At 47.2% G+C, this 22412-nt stretch carries 13 protein-coding genes and 1 pseudogene; 13 read left to right on the forward strand and 1 reads right to left on the reverse strand.

From position 1 onward, the window contains the following. Window positions 1–8: 8 nt before the first annotated feature. The 13 genes and pseudogenes from lysS (at window position 9) to AAAT87_RS05300 (ending at window position 18807) form a co-directional block, all read left to right on the forward strand. On the forward strand, window positions 9–1745 hold the full coding sequence (gene lysS, locus AAAT87_RS05240) for a lysine--tRNA ligase (protein WP_349225830.1): 1737 nt from the start codon (window positions 9–11) through the stop codon (window positions 1743–1745). Between the two features lie 53 nt (window positions 1746–1798). Then, a pseudogene (locus AAAT87_RS05245) lies at window positions 1799–2125 on the forward strand (four helix bundle protein). A gap of 68 nt (window positions 2126–2193) precedes the next feature. Next, on the forward strand, window positions 2194–3192 hold the full coding sequence (locus tag AAAT87_RS05250) for an NAD(P)H-dependent glycerol-3-phosphate dehydrogenase (protein ID WP_089545285.1): 999 nt from the start codon (window positions 2194–2196) through the stop codon (window positions 3190–3192). A 43-nt stretch (window positions 3193–3235) separates the two neighbouring features. Further along, window positions 3236–4594 (forward strand): glucose-6-phosphate isomerase, encoded by a 1359-nt coding sequence (locus AAAT87_RS05255; protein WP_349225831.1) that lies wholly within the window; start codon window positions 3236–3238, stop codon window positions 4592–4594. A gap of 3 nt (window positions 4595–4597) precedes the next feature. After that, on the forward strand, window positions 4598–5368 hold the full coding sequence (locus tag AAAT87_RS05260) for an inorganic diphosphatase (RefSeq protein WP_349225832.1): 771 nt from the start codon (window positions 4598–4600) through the stop codon (window positions 5366–5368). Between the two features lie 263 nt (window positions 5369–5631). Then, window positions 5632–7014: an alpha-L-fucosidase gene (locus AAAT87_RS05265; protein WP_349225833.1), complete on the forward strand. Its 1383-nt coding sequence runs from the start codon at window positions 5632–5634 to the stop codon at window positions 7012–7014. A gap of 122 nt (window positions 7015–7136) precedes the next feature. Continuing rightward, window positions 7137–8909: an L-fucose isomerase gene (gene fucI / locus AAAT87_RS05270; protein ID WP_349225834.1), complete on the forward strand. Its 1773-nt coding sequence runs from the start codon at window positions 7137–7139 to the stop codon at window positions 8907–8909. 49 nt (window positions 8910–8958) lie between these two features. Beyond that, on the forward strand, window positions 8959–9594 hold the full coding sequence (locus tag AAAT87_RS05275) for a class II aldolase/adducin family protein (RefSeq protein WP_117661511.1): 636 nt from the start codon (window positions 8959–8961) through the stop codon (window positions 9592–9594). A gap of 115 nt (window positions 9595–9709) precedes the next feature. Continuing rightward, a complete protein-coding gene (locus AAAT87_RS05280; protein WP_349225835.1) occupies window positions 9710–11101 on the forward strand; it encodes a rhamnulokinase in 1392 nt (463 codons plus the stop codon). Between the two features lie 53 nt (window positions 11102–11154). After that, window positions 11155–12483: an L-fucose:H+ symporter permease gene (fucP, locus tag AAAT87_RS05285; RefSeq protein ID WP_296972806.1), complete on the forward strand. Its 1329-nt coding sequence runs from the start codon at window positions 11155–11157 to the stop codon at window positions 12481–12483. Between the two features lie 254 nt (window positions 12484–12737). Next, window positions 12738–16115 carry a SusC/RagA family TonB-linked outer membrane protein gene (locus AAAT87_RS05290; protein WP_349225836.1) on the forward strand — a complete coding sequence of 1126 codons (3378 nt, stop codon included), beginning with the start codon at window positions 12738–12740 and terminating at the stop codon, window positions 16113–16115. Between the two features lie 20 nt (window positions 16116–16135). Then, the gene (locus AAAT87_RS05295; protein ID WP_349225837.1) at window positions 16136–18085 is read left to right on the forward strand and encodes a SusD/RagB family nutrient-binding outer membrane lipoprotein; all 1950 of its coding nucleotides are present in this window, start codon (window positions 16136–16138) and stop codon (window positions 18083–18085) included. A gap of 71 nt (window positions 18086–18156) precedes the next feature. After that, on the forward strand, window positions 18157–18807 hold the full coding sequence (locus tag AAAT87_RS05300) for a hypothetical protein (RefSeq protein ID WP_349225838.1): 651 nt from the start codon (window positions 18157–18159) through the stop codon (window positions 18805–18807). Between the two features lie 833 nt (window positions 18808–19640). Here the strand turns inward: AAAT87_RS05300 and AAAT87_RS05305 are convergent. Next, window positions 19641–22304: a glycoside hydrolase family 3 C-terminal domain-containing protein gene (locus AAAT87_RS05305; RefSeq protein WP_349225839.1), complete on the reverse strand. Its 2664-nt coding sequence runs from the start codon at window positions 22302–22304 to the stop codon at window positions 19641–19643. Window positions 22305–22412 lie beyond the last annotated feature (108 nt).

Consider the following 22412-nt stretch of genomic DNA (forward strand, 5'->3'; position numbering starts at 1 on the left):
AATATAATATGAACATTTTAGAGTTAAGCGAACAGGAGATTGTTCGCAGACAGAGTCTTCAGACATTGCGCGAGATGGGCATCGATCCATATCCAGCAGCAGAGTTTCCAACCAATGCATTCAGCACTGATATCAAGGCTGAGTTCAAGGACGAGGACGAGCCACGCCAGGTAGTTATCGCTGGACGTATGATGGGTCGCCGCGTAATGGGTAAAGCAAGCTTCGCTGAGTTGCAGGACTCAAAGGGAAGAATCCAGGTCTATATCGCCCGCGACGAGATTTGTCCAGACGAGAACAAGGACCTTTATAATACTGTATTCAAGAAGCTCCTCGACATCGGTGACTTCATCGGCGTAAAGGGTTTCGTTTTCCGTACACAGACTGGCGAGATTTCTGTTCACGCCAAGGAATTGTGCCTGCTCTCCAAGAGCTTGAAGCCACTCCCAATCGTGAAATACAAGGATGGTGTAGCTTACGACAAGTTCGACGATCCTGAGTTGCGTTACCGTCAGCGCTATGTTGACCTCATCGTAAACGATGGCGTGAAGGATACCTTCCTGCAGCGTGCAACCGTACTGCGCACTCTGCGCAGCGTACTCGACAACGCTGGCTATACAGAGGTAGAGACTCCTACCCTGCAGAGCATTGCCGGTGGTGCTTCTGCCCGCCCATTCATCACCCACTTCAACGCACTCGATCAGGATATGTACATGCGTATTGCTACCGAGCTTTATCTGAAGCGCCTCATCGTAGGTGGTTTCGAGGGTGTCTATGAGATTGGCAAGAACTTCCGCAATGAGGGTATGGACCGCAACCACAACCCAGAGTTCACCTGTATGGAGCTTTATGTTCAGTATAAGGACTACAACTGGATGATGGCATTCACAGAGAAGTTGCTCGAGACTATCTGTATCGCTGTCAACGGCAAGCCAGAGCGTGAGATTGATGGCAACATCATCAGCTTCAAGGCTCCATATCGCCGTCTGCCTATCCTCGATGCCATCAAGGAGAAGACCGGTTTCGACTGCAACGGCAAGACCGAGGAAGAAATCCGCGCATTCTGCAAGGAGAAGGGTATGGATGTAGATGAGACTATGGGTAAGGGTAAGTTGATCGACGAACTCTTCGGCGAGTTCTGCGAGGGAACCTTCCTCCAGCCAACCTTCATCACCGACTATCCTGTAGAGATGTCTCCATTGACCAAGATGCACCGTTCTAAGCCAGGCTTGACCGAGCGTTTCGAGTTGATGGTAAACGGTAAGGAGCTTGCCAATGCATACTCTGAGCTCAACGACCCAATCGACCAGGAAGAGCGTTTCATCGACCAGATGAAGCTTGCCGACAAGGGTGATGACGAGGCAATGATCATCGATCAGGACTTCCTCCGTGCCCTCCAGTACGGTATGCCTCCAACATCAGGTATCGGTATCGGTATCGACCGTTTGGTAATGCTGATGACAGGCAAGACCTTCATTCAGGAGGTACTGTTCTTCCCACAGATGAAGCCAGAGAAGAAGATGCCACAGAGCACCATCAAGGAATGGGAAGAGATTGGCGTACCAGAGGATTGGGCATACGTACTCCGCAAGGCAGGTTTCAACCTCATCTCTGATATCCGTGAAGAGAAGGTTCAGGGACTCCAGCAGAAGATTGGAGAAATCAACAAGAAGTACAAGCTCGGCTATGACAAACCTTCTGTTGACGACATCCAGGGCTGGATTGATCGTAGTAATGTTGAATGTTGATTGTTGAATGTTGAATTATGAGCAGCGCAAAAGATTTACTTATGACCAAGAGTATGGATTTTGCTGTACGCATCGTTAATCTATACAAATGGTTATGTAACGAGAAGAAGGAGTTTGTTTTAAGCAAACAACTCCTTCGTTCTGGTACTAGTATCGGAGCCAATCTTTCCGAAGCTCAGTCAGCAATCAGCAAAGCAGACTTTGCAGCAAAGGTTTACATTTCTCTCTAAGAAGGTAAAGAGACATTATATTGGATAGAGCTTTTATATCGAACTAAATACTTAGACGAAAAGCTATACCTATCTATATATAAGGATGCCAATGAAATGGTAAGTCTTCTTGCTTCTGTCACTAAGAAATTACAACCAGACAGCCATTAAGTCTCACAACATCCAGCATGAAAGGCGTATGCCAACTCAACATTCAACATTCAACATTCAACATTAACATGTATAATTGCGGTAAAATAGCGATAATTGGCGGCGGTAGCTGGGCTACAGCAATAGCCAAGATTGTGGTGGGACATACTCATCACATAGGTTGGTATATGCGTCGCGATGACCGCATCGAGGACTTCAAGCGTATGGGCCACAACCCTGCCTATCTGATGTCAGCACGATTCAATGTGGATGAGATATTCTTCTCTTCCGACATCAACAAGATAGTGCAGAACTACGATACACTCGTATTCGTTACCCCATCACCTTACCTGAAGAACCATCTCAAGAAACTCAAGACACGGATCAGCGACAAGTTCATCATCACAGCCATCAAGGGTATCGTGCCTGATGAGAACCTTGTCTGCTCGGAATATTTCCATCAGGTTTATGACGTACCATACGAGAACCTGGCATGTATCGGCGGTCCTTCTCATGCCGAGGAGGTTGCCTTGGAGCGATTGAGTTACCTCACCGTGGGTTGCAGCGACACAGACAAAGCGCATGCCTTCGCCAACGACTGTTTGGCGAGTGAGTATATCAAGACCAAAACTTCCAGCGACGTCATCGGTATCGAATACTCATCGGTGCTGAAAAACGTGTATGCCATTGCAGCAGGTATCTGTGGTGGTTTGAAGTATGGTGACAACTTCCAGGCGGTACTCATGTCGAACGCCGTACAGGAGATGCATCGCTTCCTCACTGCCGTCCACCCTATCGACCGTTGTATGTACGATTCGGTATATCTGGGCGACCTGCTCGTAACGGGTTACAGCAACTTCTCCCGCAACCGCACCTTCGGAACCATGATAGGCAAGGGCTATAGCGTGAAAAGTGCGCAGATAGAGATGGAGATGATAGCCGAGGGATTTTTCGGCACGAAGTGTATGAAGGAAATCAATCGCCACATGCACGTCAACATGCCGATTCTCGATGCCGTATATAATATATTGTACGAACGTATCAGTCCGCAAATCGAAATCAAGCTCTTGACCGACTCGTTCAGATAAAGGAGAAACATTAACACATTCATTTAGATATTTAAAAGGAAAAATGAAAAGTATCAGCTTAAACATTACAAAGGCTGCATCATTCCTCGCAGAGGGTGCAGTAAAGGCTTATGAGCCTAAGGTAAAGGCCGCTCAGGAAGCTCTTGAGAACGGCACATGTGAAGGTAACGATTTCTTGGGATGGTTGCATTTGCCATCTTCTATCACTCCTGAATTTCTCAATGAAATCCAGGCTGTTGCCAACACATTGCGCAAAAAGTGTGAGGTCGTTGTTGTGGCAGGTATCGGTGGTAGCTACCTCGGTGCACGCGCCGTTATCGAAGGTCTCGGCAACTCTTTCGCATGGCTCGTCAACGATAAGAAGAACCCAACTATCCTCTTCGCAGGTAACAACATCGGTGAGGATTATCTCTTCGAGTTGACTTCTTTCCTGAAGGACAAGAAGTTTGGTGTCATCAATATCTCTAAGTCTGGTACCACAACTGAGACAGCTCTCGCTTTCCGTCTTCTGAAGAAGCAGTGCGAGGATCAGCGCGGCAAGGAAGAGGCTAAGGATGTTATCGTTGCCGTAACCGACGCTAAGAAGGGTGCTGCACGTACTTGTGCTGACAAGGAGGGTTACAAGAGCTTCATCATCCCTGACAATGTAGGTGGCCGTTTCTCTGTTCTTACTCCAGTAGGTCTGCTGCCTATCGCAGTAGCTGGTTTCGATGTTAAGCAGCTCGTAGCTGGTGCTGCTGAGATGGAGAAGGCTTGCGGCAAGGACGTTGCTTTCGAAGAGAACCCTGCTGCTATCTATGCAGCTACACGTCAGGCTCTTTATACACAGGCTGGCAAGAAGATTGAGATTGTTTGCAACTTCCAGCCTAAGCTTCACTACTTCGCTGAGTGGTGGAAGCAGCTCTATGGTGAGAGCGAGGGTAAGGACCAGAAGGGTATCTTCCCTGCAGCTTGCGACTTCACTACCGACCTTCACTCTATGGGTCAGTGGATTCAGGAGGGCGAGCGCTCTATCTTCGAGACTGTCATCAGCGTAGAGACTCCTAACGAGAAGTTGCTCTTCCCTCACGACGATGAGAACCTCGACGGTTTGAACTTCCTTGAGGGCAAGCGTGTTGACGAGGTGAACAAGATGGCTGAGCTCGGTACACGTCTGGCTCACGTTGACGGTGGTGTTCCTAACATCCTGGTTAACGTACCTGAGTTGAACGCTTACTACCTCGGTCAGTTGATCTACTTCTTCGAAAAGGCTTGCGGTATCAGTGGTCTCCTGGAAGAGGTGAACCCATTCAACCAGCCAGGTGTTGAGGCATACAAGAAGAATATGTTCGCATTGCTCAACAAGCCAGGTTATGAGGCAGAGAGCAAGGCTATCCAGGAACGTCTGGCTAACGAGAAGTAATTGATGAAAGAAATTATTTCAAAATACTTAAAAGACCACGGCTTTGGGGAATTCAACCCTAAAGCCGTTCTTTTTGATATGGATGGCGTATTGTATAACAGTATGCCCAATCATGCCGTAGCATGGCAGGAGTCGATGAAGCAGTTTGATATCCACATGACTGCCGCCGATGCCTATGCCACCGAGGGAGCCCGAGGCATCGACACCATCCAGATGATGGTGAAGAAGCAGAAGGGTATCGACATCACGCTGGATGAAGCACAGAAGATGTATGATGTAAAGACCGACATCTTCCACTCCATGCCTACCGCCGAGATTTTCCCTGGTGTGAAGGAAATCATGCAGAAGATCAAGGAAGCCGGTATGCAGGTAGGAGTCGTAACGGGCAGCGGTCAGCGCCCACTCATCCTGAGACTTCTCAACGACTTCGGCAAATATCTCGATGAAGAGCATATCGTAACTGCTTATGATGTGAAGCGAGGCAAGCCAAATCCAGATCCTTATCTGATGGGATTGCAGAAAGCTGGCAACCTGCAGCCTTGGGAAGGCATTGTGGTAGAGAATGCTCCTTTGGGCGTTCGTGCCGGTGTAGCAGCCAACATCTTCACCGTGGCCATCAACTCCGGACCTCTGCCAGATACTGTGTTATCTGATAAAGGCAGCAACCTGCTCTATCATCAGATGACAGAGTTCTGCGATGACTTTGGAAACTTGATTGATGCAGCAAAAGAAACAGGCAATAATGCCAAAGAAAATAGAAAAACGGGTAAGTAACGCAAATTACTTACCCGTTTTTTCTATTATCTTTTTTTTTCTCAGTAATGCCAAATCCTGCTTTACTTTCTATCCTTAATTCTTTGTTTTCTATCTTTTTTTCAATGTCCGGATAGCATTCAAAGCATTTTTTTTCATCTTTCAAGTAACTTTTTTGTAACTTTCTTGCATCTTTCGCAAAAAAGCTGTAAATTTGCAGCACATAAATAAATCAAAACGGCATAAACAATTAAAACATCAATCCAATTTAACTATCAAGGTATATGAAACATTTCAAATTAATGATGCTCGGCCTTGCCTTATCTGCAGGATTCACTACCCAGATACAGGCACAGGAAGCACAAAGCTTCGTTCACCAACAGTCAAACACAGAAGATTACGTCTGGCCAACAGATCCACAAGTATTAACCAAACTCAAGCACTGGCAGGACCAGAAGTTCGGTGTATTGATGCACTGGGGACTCTATAGCGTACCCGGCGTTGTAGAATCCTGGTCAATCTGTTCGGAAGACTGGATTGTACGTGAGCGCAAACCTACCTACGAGGAGGACAAGGCATGGTACTGGAGCCAGAAAGATTCCCTCAATCCAGTGAACTTCGACCCTAGCAAATGGGCTGACGTGATGAAAAAGGCAGGTATGAAGTATATGATCTTCACCACCAAGCACCACGACGGCTTCTGTATGTTTGATACCAAATATACCGACTTCTCCATTGCTCATGGACCTTTCGGCAAGGATCCACGCCACAACATCGCCAAGGAGGTATTCGACGCCTACCGCAACAAGGGATTCATGATCGGTTGTTATTTCTCCAAACCAGACTGGCACAGCAAATGGTTCTGGAATCCTTATTATGCAACCCCTAACCGCCGCATCAACTACAAGAAGAAGCAGCATCCAGACTGGTGGCAGAACTACCGCAAGTTTACACAGAACCAGCTTAACGAGTTGACCACCGATTATGGCAACATCGATATCCTGTGGCTCGATGGCGGATGGATTACCGGTGACGAGATTGGGCTTGATACCATTCTGGTAGATGCCCGCAAGCGCAATCCGGGTATGATCAGCGTAGATAGAACCATTCGTGGAAAGAATGAGAACTACCAGACTCCTGAGCAGGGTATCCCAGCCAAGCAGCTCGATATTCCTTGGGAAAGCTGCATCACCCTGAGCCATGCCTGGGGATGGACACCAAATGCTAAGTTCAAGTCACCTAACAAGGTGATAGGTATTCTCTCAGAAATTGTAGCAAAGGGCGGATGTCTCGCACTCGGCGTTGGTCCGAAGGCAGACGGAACCCTGCAACCGGAAGTTGTGAAAAACCTCCTGCAGATAGGAAACTGGCTCAACAAGAACGGTCAGGCTATTTACTCTACCGTCAATACAGCCCACTATAATGATGGCAAGGTATGGTTTACCGCCGACAAGAACGGCAAGACCCTCTACGCCATCTATGCACTGGAAGATGGAGAAAAGACCCCTAAGACCATTACCTGGACAGAGAACAAGCCTAAGGGTAAGCTCGTTCTGCTGCAGAACGGCAAGTCTGTCAAGTACACCGTCAAGGGCAATCAGGTAACCGTTACCCTTCCATCCGGACTCAAGAATGAACCTCTGGCATTCAAGTTTAATTCAAAATAAAGAAAAACAAATATAAAAAAGCATAAAGGTAGTGATAAGATTCAGTTTTTATCACTACCTTTGTGCTTATAATATAATGTATATAAAATATAGTAACTATAAAAACTTAAATAACAAGAATTATGAGTAACTATCCTAAAATCGGTATCCGTCCTACCATTGACGGACGTCAGGGAGGTGTACGAGAAAGCCTCGAGGAAAAAACCATGAATTTGGCTAAGTCTGTAGCTAAACTGATTTCAGAGAATTTACGTAATGGCGACGGCTCTCCTGTAGAGTGCGTGATTGCTGACAGTACCATCGGCCGTGTAGCAGAAAGTGCAGCTTGCGCAGAGAAGTTTGAGCGCGAGGGTGTTGGCTCTACCATCACCGTTACTTCCTGCTGGTGCTATGGTGCAGAAACTATGGATATGAACCCACACTGGCCAAAGGCAGTTTGGGGATTCAACGGTACAGAGCGTCCAGGTGCTGTTTATCTGGCTGCTGTTCTCGCAGCTCATGCCCAGAAGGGATTGCCAGCTTTCGGCATCTACGGTCATGATGTACAGGACTTGGAAGATGACTCTATCCCGGCTGATGTAGCAGAGAAGATTCTGCGCTTTACAAGAGCAGCTCAGGCAGTAGCTACCATGCGTGGCAAGTCTTATCTCTCTATGGGTAGCGCCTGCATGGGCATCGCCGGTTCTATCGTTGACCCTAACTTCTTCCAGGAGTACCTCGGTATGCGCAATGAGAGTGTTGACCTTACTGAGATCATCCGCCGTATGACAGAGGGTATCTACGACCCAGTGGAGTATGAGAAGGCTATGGCTTGGACCCGCGAGCACTGTATGTGCAATGAGGGTGAGGACATCGCTAACCATGAAAAGGCAAAGACCCGCGAACAGAAGGATGCAGACTGGGAGTTCATCGTGAAGATGACTATCATCATGCGCGACTTGATGCACGGTAACCCAAGACTGGAAGAGTTAGGTTTCAAGGAGGAAGCTTTGGGGCACAATGCCATCGCCGGTGGTTTCCAGGGACAGCGCCAGTGGACAGACTTCTATCCTAACGGCGACTATCCAGAGGCTCTCCTCAATACTTCATTCGACTGGAATGGTATCCGTGAGGCTATCATTCTCGCTACAGAGAATGATGCAGGCAACGGCGTAGCTATGCTGTTCAACCACCTGTTGACAGGTCGTGCTCAGATCTTCAGCGACGTTCGTACCTATTGGAGTCCAGAGGCAGTGAAGCGTGTTACCGGTAAGGAACTTACAGGTCAGGCAGCTGGCGGTATCATCCACCTGATCAACTCTGGTGCTACCACACTCGACGGTACTGGTCAGGCTACAGATGCAGAGGGCAACCCAATCATGAAGCAGCCTTGGGAGATGACCGAGGAGGATGTAGATAAGTGCTTGAAGGCAACTACCTGGTATCCAGCTAACCGTGACTACTTCCGTGGCGGTGGTTTCTCTTCCAACTTCCTCAGCAAGGGCGGTATGCCTGTAACCATGGTTCGTCTGAACCACGTAAAGGGTCTTGGTCCTGTGCTCCAGTTGGCAGAAGGTTGGACTGTAGAGATTGATCCTGAGATTCACAAGGTTCTCGACAAGCGTACAGACCCAACATGGCCTACTACCTGGTTCGCACCACGTCTCTGCGACAAGGCTCCATTCAAGGATGTATATTCTGTGATGAACAACTGGGGCGCTAACCATGGTGCTATCAGCTACGGCCATATCGGTGCCGACCTCATCACCCTCTGCTCTATCCTCCGCATCCCAGTATGCATGCACAACGTAGAAGACGACAAGATCTTCCGTCCTGCATCTTGGAACGCATTCGGTATGGACAAGGAAGGTGCAGACTTCCGTGCTTGCAAGAACTACGGTCCTATATATAAATAAAGTGTAACACCATCAGTACGAATATCATTCAAATAGAAAGAAAAAGAAAATGATTACAGAAGAGCATATTCAGAAATTCCTGGAGCAGGCTCACCGCGTAGGCGATGCAGCCCTCACCATCTGCAGTAGTGGCAACCTTTCTTGGCGCATCGGCGACGAGGCTCTTGTCTCAGGTACAGGTTCATGGGTTCCTAGCCTCCAGAAGGAGAAGGTATCTCAGTGCCTGGTAGCAACGGGCGAAGTACTCAATGGCGTTAAACCTTCTATGGAGAGCGGATTCCACCTCGGTGTACTCCGTGAGCGTCCTGACTGCGACGTGGTTCTCCACTTCCAGTCTCCTTTTGCAACAGCAGTGGCTTGCATGCAGGAAACTCCGAAGGACTTCAATGTAACCGCAGAGGTACCATGCCACGTAGGCAAGGAAATCCCTGTGATTCCTTACTATCGTCCTGGTTCTCCAGAATTGGCAGCAGCTGTCATCGCAGCCTTGAAGGATCACAACTCAGCTCTCTTGCTGAAGCACGGACAGGTAGTTTGCGGCAAGAATTTCGACGAGGTGTTCGAGCGTGCCATGTTCTTTGAGATGGCTTGCAGAATCATCGTTCAGAGTGGCGGCAAATACACCACACTGACACCGGAAGAAATCGACGATCTCGAGGTTTACGTTTTAGGTAAGAAACAATAAACCTCTATCCTCTATCAGAGAGAAGCGGTAGGAGAGAAAGCTGCCCGCTACGGGCACTCTCCTACCGCTTTTTATACGAAACAACTTTTATCTACCCAAACATTTATAAATAACTATGATTTATCTAGCTATAGATTTCGGTGGAGGCAGCGGACGAGTAATTGCCGGAAAACTAGAAAACGGCAAGCTCGAAATGGAGCTCATCCATCGTTTCCCTAACCGACAGGTAAGATTAGGCAACCACGTCTATTGGGATTTCCTCGCCCTTTTCGAGGATATGAAGACGGGACTGAAGATGGCAGGAGCCAAGGGACTCAAGGTGGATGGCATCGCCATCGATACCTGGGGAGTGGATTTCGGACTCATCGACCAGGACGGCAACCTTCTGGGCAACCCGGTATGCTATCGCGATGCCCGTACCAAGGGAATGCCGGAAGAAGTGTTCAAGCAGATTGATCCATCGGCACATTATGCCATCAACGGCACACAGGTGATGGAAATCAATACCCTCTTCCAGCTATACAGTCTGAAGAAAACCAACAGTCCACAGTTGGAGAAGGCTGCGCATCTGCTTTTCACCCCAGATTTCTTCAGCTACTATCTCACAGGCGAAGCCAACAATGAATATACCATCGCATCCACATCAGAACTCCTGAATGCAACCACCAAGGACTGGGACTGGGAAACCATCGACCAGCTGGGGCTTCCACGCCACATCTTCGGCAAAATCGTGATGCCGGGCACCGTAAGAGGAAAGCTGCGCCGCGACATCGCAGAGGAAACCGGACTCGGAGAAGTAGATGTCATCGCTGTAGGTTCTCATGATACAGCCAGTGCGGTAGCAGCCGTACCAGCCACAGAAGATGAATACCCGATGGCATTCATCAGTTCGGGAACCTGGTCGCTTCTGGGTGTTGAGATAGAAAAGCCAATCCTTACCGAGGAAGCCCGAAAGGCAGAGTTTACCAACGAGGGTGGCATCGGCGGCCGCATCACCTTCCTGCAGAACATCACAGGTCTCTGGATCATGCAGAGACTGATGGCAGAATGGAAGGAGAATGGCGAGGAACAGCAGTTCGACATCATCCTTCCTCTGGCAGAAGAAGCTCATATCAATGCCATCATCCCTGTGGACGACGCTGCGTTCCAGAATCCGGCATCCATGCAGCAGGCTATCATCGACTACTGCGCCACCCATCAGTTGCAGGTTCCTCAGAGCAAGGCAGAAATCGTGCGCTGCGTACTCCAGTCGCTGGCAGCCAAGTATGCCGAGGCTACTGCTCACCTCAACGAGATGTTACCACAGCCAATCAAGTGCATGCACATCATCGGCGGCGGTTCACAGAACAAGTTACTCAACCGTCTCACCTCCGAAGCATTGGGCGTTCCAGTCATTGCGGGTCCTATAGAGGCTACGGGTATGGGCAACATCCTGACCCAGGCACTTGCCAAGGGAGAAATCAAGGATATCGACGAGCTGAGAGCCGTGGTAAGACAAAGCATCTGATCCATCCGAATATTTACCTACAAACATAAACGCAGACAATATTAACCTGAAATATGGAACAAAAAAAGAAAGAATCAATCCTGATGAAAGACGGGGTGAGCTACCTCGTACCTTTCATATTAATCACATCGTGCTTTGCACTGTGGGGATTTGCCAATGATATCACCAATCCGATGGTGAAGGCATTCTCCAAAATCTTCCGAATGTCATCTACGGATGGTGCACTGGTACAGGTAGCCTTCTACGGCGGTTACTTCGCCATGGCTTTCCCTGCCGCCATCTTCATCCGCCGCTTCTCCTACAAGGCAGGCGTACTGCTGGGATTAGGACTCTATGCCTTCGGTGCATTCCTCTTCTATCCGGCAAAAATGATGGGCGAATATTATCCATTTCTCCTCGCCTACTTCATCCTGACCTGCGGACTCTCCTTCCTGGAGACATCGAGCAACCCTTACATTCTGTCGATGGGAACGGAGGAGACGGCAACACGCCGACTCAACCTGGCGCAATCGTTCAACCCGATGGGTTCGCTGCTCGGTATGTATGTGGCGATGAACTTTATCCAGGCAAAACTCAACCCGCTTGATACGACTGGGCGCGCCAATCTCTCAGCTAGCGAATTTGAGGCAATCAAGGAATACGACCTTTCGGTACTGATCAATCCATACCTGATTATCGGTCTGGTCATCCTCACCATCTTCTTCGTCATCCTGTTTACCAAGATGCCGAAGAACAGCGAGAAAGACAACAAGATCAACTTCATGCCTACCCTTCGCCGCATCTTCCGCATGCCTCACTATCGTGAAGGCGTATTCACCCAGTTCTTCTATGTGGGCGCACAGATTATGTGCTGGACCTTCATCATCCAGTATGGTACCCGCATCCTGATGCAGGAAGGAATGGCAGAGATTGATGCCGAGGTAACCTCGCAGAAGTTCAACATCATTGCGATGGTACTGTTCTGCTGTTCCCGCTTCATCTGCACCTTCATTCTTCGCTTCTTCAATGCAGGACAGTTACTGATGATATTGGCGATAGCAGGTGGCTGCTTCACAGCCGGCGTCATTGCCCTTCACAACATCTGGGGTCTCTACTGCCTGGTAGCAGTCAGTGCCTGCATGTCATTGATGTTCCCTACCATCTATGGTATAGCCCTGAGGGGTCTTGGCGATGATGCCAAGTTTGGTGCAGCCGGTCTCATCATGGCAATTCTGGGCGGTAGTGTCTTACCACCTTTGCAGGCATCCATCATCGATATGCATACCGTATTCGGAATGCCATCTACCAATGCATCGTTCATTCTTCCATTCATCTGTTTCGTGGTGATTGCCATCTATGGATATCGCACAAAGTTGCGCAGCATTGGCAAACTTTTTGGTTAAAATTAACAAGCTGTGGCCGTTTGTTATCGTTCACAGCTTATTTTTTGGTTAAATACCATTAAAGTCGAAATATTTTCTCTGTTTTTTGTATTCTATTTAATATATTTTATATAACTTTGCCAAAAAAATTTAAAAGAACTTACCAACCTAGATAATAAATAAAAGAAAATCAGATTGTAAGTGAGTACAATTAAACATTTCAAGCAAGAACAATTAAATATAAATAGTTATTCATTACATTAAAAGTTTGTATTATGGCAAAAACTAACAAAACAATGAATCTGGCATTCGCCTTGATGGTTGGTTCTGCTGGTGCTGCTTACGCAGGTATTCCTGCCGTGAACAGCGTACAGAACGTACAGCAAGACGAGACATGTACAGGTATCGTCAAGGATGCTACTGGCGAAACTGTCATTGGTGCTTCTATTCTCGTGAAGGGAACGACTACAGGTACTGTTACCGACCTGGATGGTAACTTTGAACTCAAGGGTGTCAAGAAGGGTGCGGTACTCCGTATCTCTTACGTTGGATATGAGACCCAGGAAGTTGTCTTCAACGGAAAGCCACTCAATGTAACCTTGAAAGACGATGCGAAAAGCCTCAACGAGGTCGTAGTAACCGCTTTGGGTATGAAGCGCGAAACAAAGGCGCTTGGTTATGCAGTTACTGAATTGAAAGGAGAAAATCTTGATAAGAACTTGGTAAACCCTGTATCAGCTTTGCAGGGTAAGGTTGCCGGTGTGGATATCTCGGGTTCTGATGGTGGACTCTTCGGTTCTGCCAAGATCCTGATTCGTGGTGCTTCTACCTTGAGCTCCAACAACCAGCCTATCTATGTTGTTGACGGTGTTATCCTTGACAACGGCGTTAAGAATGGTGATGCAGACTGGAGCCAGAACGATACTGACTGGGGTAATGAATTGAAGAACTTGAACCCAGACGATTTCGAGAGTGTATCAGTTTTGAAGGGTGCTGCCGCTACAGCTCTTTATGGTTCCCGCGGTTTGAATGGTGCGGTCGTTATCACTACTAAGAGTGGTAAGGGCAAGAAGGGTCTCGGCATTAACTTCTCTCAGACATTCGGTATCGATCACGTATATGGTGGTCCAGACTTCCAGAATGTTCGTGGTGATGGTTATATGTCAGGATATGCAAACTATAAGTCTTCTGGCAATATGCAGGATACCGACTCATTCTACCTGAACGCAGACGGCAAGCGCTCTGTAGCATGGGGTGGCGGTGTGTCTTGGGGTCCTAAATTCGATGGTCAGCCTATCGAGTTCTACGACTATTCTACCGTGAACTATTCACCATATAAGAACAACTTTACAGATGCATACGATGATGCCTTCAACACCAATACCAATATTGCCGTATCTGGTGCCAACGACAAGACATCTTTCTATACATCTATGTCTTACAAGTATGCCAATGGTACTACACCAAACAACTCATTCTCCCGTTTGTCTTTGATGGCTAAGGCATCTCACAAGATTACAAACAAGGTAGAACTTGAGGCAGGCATCACTTTTGCCAACTCTAATCCTAAGCAGGGTGGCATGACCAACTTCGGTGAGTGCTTCATTGATGGTACATTCAGCCGTATGTATGATACCCGCTATTGGAGATCACGCTATAAGGGTTCTCATGGAGGCTTGGCAAGCACAGCATATAATGATGAATATGGTAATGCACCTGGACGTAGTGTATGGTGGAGCATCTATGAGAATGAATATTCTCAGAAAGAAACTTCTGTACGCCCTAACGTGAAGGTTACTGCCGACTTGACCAATTGGCTGAAGTTCTCTGCCGAAGGTAACTACAACTACTACTACAAGCGCAGCGAAAGCAAGGAGCTGGGTTCTGGTTACGCCAACGAAGGTGGTGAGTACGTACTTGGACAATATACCAAGGAGCAGACTAACCTGAATGCAAACTTCTCATGGAACAAGGCTGTGAGCGACTTCAACATCAGCGGTTTCATACGTGGAGAGTACTACCACAACTTCCAGCAGGAGAGCAGCATGAAAACCAAGGGTGGCTTGATTGTTCCTGGACAGTATTTCATCGGAAACTCTAAGGAGACTCCTGAAGCTTCTGCCACCATCTCTGGCGAAAAGACCATCATGTCTATTGCAGGTCAGTTGGCGTTGAGTTGGAAGGATCAGGTATATCTGGATGTAACAGGCCGTAACGACTGGTCTTCATCTCTGGTATATACAGATAAGCATGGTAACTTCTCTTACTTCTATCCATCAGTTTCCGGATCATGGTTGATTCACGAGACATTCCGTGGCAAGTTGCCATCTTGGATTTCATTTGCCAAGATCCGTGCATCATGGGCTCAGGTAGGTAATGACACAGATGCTTACAGAATCAACTCTGCATACAACATCTATGGTATTGACAAGACTTATGGCTTGCAGGTACCTGATACCTCTTACGATCCTAACTTGAAGCCTGAGCGTAAGAACTCATGGGAATTTGGTATCGACTGGCGTTTCCTGAACAACCGCATTGGTATTGATGCTACTTATTATCGTGAGAATACCAAGAACCAGATTATGTCTATCTCGGTTCCTAGCATCTCAGGTTTGAGCAACCAGGTAGTTAACGCTGGTAACATCCAGAACCAGGGTGTGGAGCTTGCATTGAATACAACACCTATCCAGACCAAGGATTGGGAGTGGGATTTGAACTTCACTTACACCAAGAACAAGTCTAAGATTGTGTCTTTGCACGAGAACGTAGCTAACTACATCAGCCTGGTAGGTATGCCTTCATACGGTAACTTCCGTATTGGTTCTGTTGCCAAGGTGGGTGGTGAGTACGGTCTGCTGATGTCAGACGCAACTCCTAACTATGACGAGAAAACCGGTCTTCCTATCCTGGAGACAGCTTCTTACAACGGACGCCATTCCGTTTACTACTCACGCTCAGGCGTAGAGAAAGAGGTAGGTAGCATCCAGCCAGACTTCCTGGGTTCTGTCAATACAACCTTGAAGTACAAGAACTGGTCTTTGAGTGCTTCTCTTGATATGCGCTTCGGTGGTATGGTTGCCATCTATGGTTCTCACTATGGTACCGCTTACGGTTACTTAAAGTCTTCACTGAATGGAACAGATGCCGAGCATGGTGGTATCACCTATAAATCAATCTGGGATGGCAAGCAGTATGATGACGGTATCATTCCTGAAGCAATCATGCCAGGCGGTGTAACCATCAATACTCCAACAGGTGAATATACCATTGCTGAAGGTGGTGAGCTGTATGCCGACTTGGTTAAGAGAGGAATTGTAGATCCACAGCACGCTTCTTCATGGAACTATTGGAACAATTCATGGGGTCGTGCATCCGTATGGAAGAACAATGACTGGTTCCATGAGCTGAATTACATCGCATTGCGTGAGGTTTCCCTGAGCTATCGTATGCCTCAGAGCATCGCCAACAAGATTGGTGCTTCTAACCTCAGCTTCGTTTTGACTGGTCGTAACTTGGGTTACTTGTTGAATTCATTACCAAACAACTTCAACCCAGAGTCTATGCGTGGTACACAGTCTGGTCAGTTCATGATCCGTTCTGTCAGCCCATACACAGCAAGCTATACATTTACAATCAGCGCAACATTCTAATTTTATAAAAATTGAAGATTATGAAATCAAATAAGTTAATAATGGCGGCACTCGCAGTTGGTCTGACTTTCACCGCTACCAGCTGCCGAGATGATTTCGCTGAAACAAATACCAATCCATCTGCCGTAACAAAGGGAGAAATCTCTTATTTGTTTGCAGAGGCTGTGAATAAATTCGATCCACAACCATATCTGGAGTACTTCTACAATGCTCCTATGAAATACCAGTGGGCAGGAATGGGTATGTCTGCCAGCGGAGCTGGTGAAGGCATTCTGACCTTAACATTGGATGGTGACCAGTCTTGGCAGTATCAAAACGTACTGCGTGTTCTCCGCGCTATGGAGAATCAGTACGAGTCTTTAGACGATAACCAGAAGAAGCAGCAAATTGGCTACGTGAAGGGTGCTCAAATCATGAGCATTTATCTGGGTCTTTTCGGAACCGACCTGTATGGTGATATTCCTTACAAAGAGGCATGTAAAGCTGCCTACGGCGGCACTCTTACCCCTGGATATGACAGTGTAGAAAGCCTGTATGATCTCTGGCTTACACAATTGGATGAGTGCATTTCAGCTTTCACTTCTGACGATGTAATCATCAAGTCTGAGCAAGACGTAGTTTGCGGTGGTGACAAGGCAAAGTGGGCAAAATTTGCCAATTCCCTGAAGCTTAAAATTGCAGTTCGCCTTTTGGCACAGAATCCAACCAAGGCTAAGCAGATTGCTGCTGCTGTAGAAAGTGCTTCTTGTGGCTACATGAACACCAATAGTGATGATATCCTTTTCAATAAGGGTGTCAACAAGTTGACTGGTGATGACGGCTATATCAACGACCGCATCTATCACTGGAACAATGGATTCACAGGTTGCGTCGGTTCTCAGTCGGTCATCAACTTCATGGTTGACAACAAGGACCCACGTGTACGTTTCTTCTACACCAAGAACCAATGGAACTCCAAGATTATCCAGGGCTACTATGATGCAGGTTTGGAGATTCCTGACTTTATTGAAAAGAACGTAGAATTCACCACTGGTGCAGACGGCAAAAAGAAGTTTGTCAAGTGGAAGGGTATGGGTGAGCCATGGGTACGCTACTATGGTTTGACCGAGGACTGGAACGCACAGCTCGATGCGACAGGTAAATACAAATGGTATTTCCCTTCACAGTATGCTAACGCAGACAAGGAGTTGTACCTCCACAACAAGGAAGGCAAGAATCCACAGGGCTATACAGTGTACTCAACTCTTAACAATATGATGATCATTGGTCGTAGTTATTCTTCAGCATCTCAGGTTGAGGCTGCAACATTGCCAGATGATACCTATACATTCACCACAAAGGATCGTCCTTGGTATGGTTTGTATATGAGTGCAGCAGAGACCAACTTGTACTTGGCTGAGTTTGCTATGCTCAACAATGACGAGGCAAAGGCTAAGAAGTATTATGACAATGCTCTTGCTCTCTCTTGCAACACCTACAATACATTGGCAAAGGACAACCAGGTAGCTTACTACAGCACCGTTACAGGCTGCTTCGGTTACGACAAGGAGAACGAGAAGCCTATCGACTTGCAGGATGGTGAGATTAACAATATGATGCAAAGCGACAAATATGCCTTCACAGGTACAGCTGCAGAAAAATTGGAGAAGATCTACATTCAGGAGATGCTGAACTTCACTCTCTATCCAAATGAGGTTTTCGTAACAGCACGTCGTTCTGGTTATCCAAGTTATAACTCAACAATTCTGCCACGCAAGAGCTATTCTGAGGTTCCTGCCAACAAGATTCCTCGTCGCTTCCCTACTGGTAATATCAGCGAGACTGATATCATGAAGGGTATCAAGACTGAGGCTTACAAGGCACAGGGCTTGACCATCACTACTTCAGGTCTCTACAATGAGGTTCTTGCAACAGAACGTCTGTGGCAAGACCAGGGTGCTCCAGCATGGGGCGCAGGAAGTGCAAAATAATATTTAAATACATAGGGTATGGGAACACATCAGTGTTCCCATACTTTGTTTTATTCAAATTCTTAATTCAAATGAAAACAAGATTTTTCTTATTGTTCCTTTCTTTCTTGAGTCTTGCAAGTTATGCGCAAAACAAGACGGTACTGCTTTATCCAGAGTATCAGAAGGGAACAATCTATATGAACGGGAATCAGGAAGTAAGAGTTCCGCTGAATTATGATGCAGGCAAGCACTGCGTGATGTATCAGCAAAACGGAGAGAACATGATTCTGATGAATGTCCAGTCGGTAGATAGCATAAAGATTGCCCAAGATCTCTTTTGCAGAATCAAGAACAAATTCTATCAGGTAATCAGTTATCCTCAGGGAAAGCTTCTGATTGACTGGAATCTTGACAAAGTGAATGTGGGTTATAAAGGAGCCTATGGAACAGTATCGCAAGCCCGTTCGCAGTCTGTCAATCTCTCCCTGATGGAAGGACAAGAGTATTCTGCCAATAAACCAGATACCCAACAGGATGTTTACAAAACCAGAAACAACAACAAATATTTTCTGCTGAAGAATGACAAGCTGAGTCATTTCAGCAACAAGAAGTCTTTGCTCAAACTGTTTCCAAACAATCAGAAAGAAATAGAAGAAATCATCAGAAAACACAATACTGACTTCGTGAAAGCCGAAGACATCATTGCCCTTACTGCTGATATTCTCCCATTGCTTCCATAAAACTCCACCCCCTCCATTTCCTAGGTACAATAGAGAAATTCAGCACAAAAATTGCAAGACACTCTTCACCCTTCACCAATCCATTATAATCTTCTGATATACAGAAGCTTTAGTAGGGTGAAAAGTCAGGCAGACTCTTCACCCCCTCTTCACCTTATTTATTTTTTCCGTTTCTACAGCATCCATCAGAAGATTTCCGGCGGGTGAAGAGTGGTGAAGAGTGAGTAAGCACTCTTCACCTCCCGAAACCCCAGTGTTTATCGGGGTTTCAGGCGAAAAGGTGAAAGGTGAAGAGTAAAAAAGAGATTAGGATTCTATACGACGCATCAGAAGAAAGCCTGATACGCCAATTCCACCAATACGAGAGGACGCATCGTTTCTTGCCTCGCCTTGGCATATTATTGCCCTGTACTAGAGCAATATCTTGCCAAGGCGAGGTAAAATATGAAAAGAGGACAGAAGCATTACTACGAATGTGGTAGGGATGAATTAAGCTTCATTTTTAAAACACGGACAAATTGAATTTGTCCGTGTTATTTTTTTAGCCCATTTTTGCTTAAAAACAATGGGCTATGATGCCAAAATCTATGAGTTGCAGGGAAGAAATCTATGAGTTGCAGGGAAGAAATCTATGAGTTGCAGGAAAGAAAACTATGACTTAGTTTTGTTAACAAATTAATGCAAAAAGTCATTTAATATACAAAAGAAAAATTGATTTTTTCTTGGTTGATTCGAGAAAAAAGGCGATAGGTGTACTAAATCTTATTGATTCAAGAGTTAGTGCACCTATCGCCTTTTTTGAGTATTCCAAGATAAGCTCTATGAAAAGAGACTTACTTGACCTTCACTTCAATCTTAGTCTTGGCTGCATCAGCGCTGGAGCCGCCAACAAATACCTGATAAGTGCCAGGAACCACGCGGATGGTGTTGGTCTGGGCATCCCAACCCTCGAAACTCTTGCGAGGAAGATCGATGCTTACCATCTGGCGCTCGCCAGCCTTCAAAGACACACGCTTGAATGCCTTGAGACTCTTGATAGGTCCATCCACGTCATCCATGCGCTTGATATAAACCTGCGCTACTTCGGTACCCTCTCGCTTGCCCGTATTCTGCAAGGAGAACATCAGTTTGTAATCAGCAGCCTTGCCGTCACGCTTCCTGCTCTTCACCTGCATCAGGGTAGGTTTGCCATACTCGAAAGAGGTATAACTCAAACCGTAACCGAATGGGAACAAAGGCTCACCCTTGAAATAACGATAGGTACGATTCTTCATCGTATAATCGAGGAAATCAGGAAGATCGTTCACACTCTTATAGAAGGTAACCGGAAGCTTGCCCGATGGATTCACCTCTCCAAAGAGAACCTTGGCTACAGCTTCACCACCCCGTTCACCAGGATACCATGCCTGAAGGATTGCCTCGGCATTTTCCGTCTCAGGAACCATGGCGATGGCACATCCAGAACAGTTGACAAAGACGACACGCTTGCCTGCCTGATGCAGCATGGCAATGACCTGGCGCTGAGCCTTCGGCAACTCCAGGTCGGTTCTGTCGCCGCCCTTGAATCCCGGTTCCTCAATCTCAAGCTGTTCTCCCTCCAGATTTGGAGAGATACCGCCTACGAATACCACGGCATCCGCATCGCCCACCTCTGCCAGGATCTGCTCGCTGGTAGGCTTCGAAGTCTTCAGGATATCAAACTGCATCACAGCCACATCTTCCCTCTGGGTATAATCTATCTGAATCTTAACCGGCTTGCCTACTTTCAGAGAGAGCGGTTTGATGATAGGCGCCACGCGGCCCCAGCACTCCCGCATATTCACGATGGTATCGCCATCCACTATCAGGCGGCAACCGTCATCAATACCCATATTGATGGTAAGATCCTCATCCCTGTCAGGAGTCAACACTCCCTCATAGCGGGCTGAGAAATGAGTAAGATTCACACCCGGCGCAAACACGGTGTTACCACCATTGCTCAGATTGATGGCAGTCTTCATCACATCCGTAGCCACCGGCTCACCCTTCTGTTCCTGATTGTTCCAGTAGGTGGCCTTCATTCCCTCACGGAAGAGGTTGAAACGGCTTTCCTGCACCTCGTTTCTTGTCAAGGTACAAGCCGGAACATACTTCACCTCAGCCCCCTTCATATAGTTGCGGATGCCCTGGAGGATAGTAGTAGAACTGGTAGGATAACCCGAATAGTTGCCTCGCAGCATGATGGAATCATTGGCATTAGGTCCCATCACCACAATCTTCTGATTGCGGTTCAAAGGCAGCAGCTGGTTTCTGTTCTGAAGAAGTACGATGCCTTCTTCAGCTATCTTCTCAGCCAGATCCTTATGAGCCTTGCAGGCGATGACGTTCTCTGGAATCTGAGTCCATGCCACCGTTTCGTCCTTATCGAAATCGCCGAGCTTGAAACGAGCCACCAGCAGGCGCTTCAGGCTCTGGTTTACCTTATCTTCATTGATCATTCCCGCCTTCACAGCTTTCGGAATAGTACGATAGGCACTGCCGCATTCCAGGTCGGTACCGGCATTCACAGCCTGGGCGGTTGCTTCGGTAGCAGTCTTTGCCGTACCGTGATAGCCCGGCATATAGAAATCGTTGACTGCTCCACAATCGGAAGTAATCAATCCCTTGAATCCCCATTCTTCTCTGAGAATCTGGCGCTCAAACTTGGCATTGGAGCAGCAAGGAGCACCATCTATACGCTGATAGGCACACATCACCTCAGCCACATGTCCATCCTGTACCAGCGACTTGAAGGCAGGGAGATAAGTCTCCCACAAATCCCGGGCTGGCAGATTCTCCAGATTGAAGACGTGGCGATTCCACTCCGGACCGCTATGCACGGCGAAATGCTTGGCACAAGCCAGCGTCTTGACATACTGGGGAGCCTTAGACTGATCAGAAGCCGGAACGCCAGGAGCCGCCAGCGGTTTGCCGTCAAACGACTGTCCCTGTAGACCATTCACCACGGCAAGTCCCATACGTGTGGTGAGATAAGGATCTTCTCCATAAGTCTCCTGTCCGCGTCCCCATCTAGGATCACGGAAGATATTGACATTCGGAGTCCAGAAGCTCAGACTCTGATATCTCTTTACATTACCCGACTTCTTCGCCACCTGCGCCTTGGCTCTCGCCTCATCGCTTACGGCAGTAAAGACCTGATAGAGCAAGGCATCATCCCAGGAAGAAGCCATGTGCATGGTGATAGGGAAAACCGTGGCATATCCGTTGCGTGCCACACCATGCAGAGCCTCGTTCCACCATTGAAACTGAGGGATACCCAGTCGGGAGATGGCAGGCGAAGCATCCATCATCAGCTTCGTCTTCTCCTCCAGGGTCAGGCGTGAAAGCAAGTCATTGGCTCTTGCCTCGGCAGAAAGGTTAGGGTTCTGATAAGGCAACAGCTGATTGGCTGGCTGTTGGGCGTGAGCTGAGAGCACCAGAGCGGACAGCATGGCCAATGTAAGTATTTGTTTCTTCATAACTACTATTGTTAGTACGTAAATATTATATAGATTCGTTTTAATATGCAAAAATACATATTTTTCCTGAATTCAGAGATAGATGAAGTGTTAAAAAGCTCAACTAGT

Origin of the sequence: Segatella sinensis (assembly GCF_040095255.1) — a bacterium.
Taxonomy (GTDB): Bacteria; Bacteroidota; Bacteroidia; order Bacteroidales; family Bacteroidaceae; genus Prevotella; species Prevotella sinensis.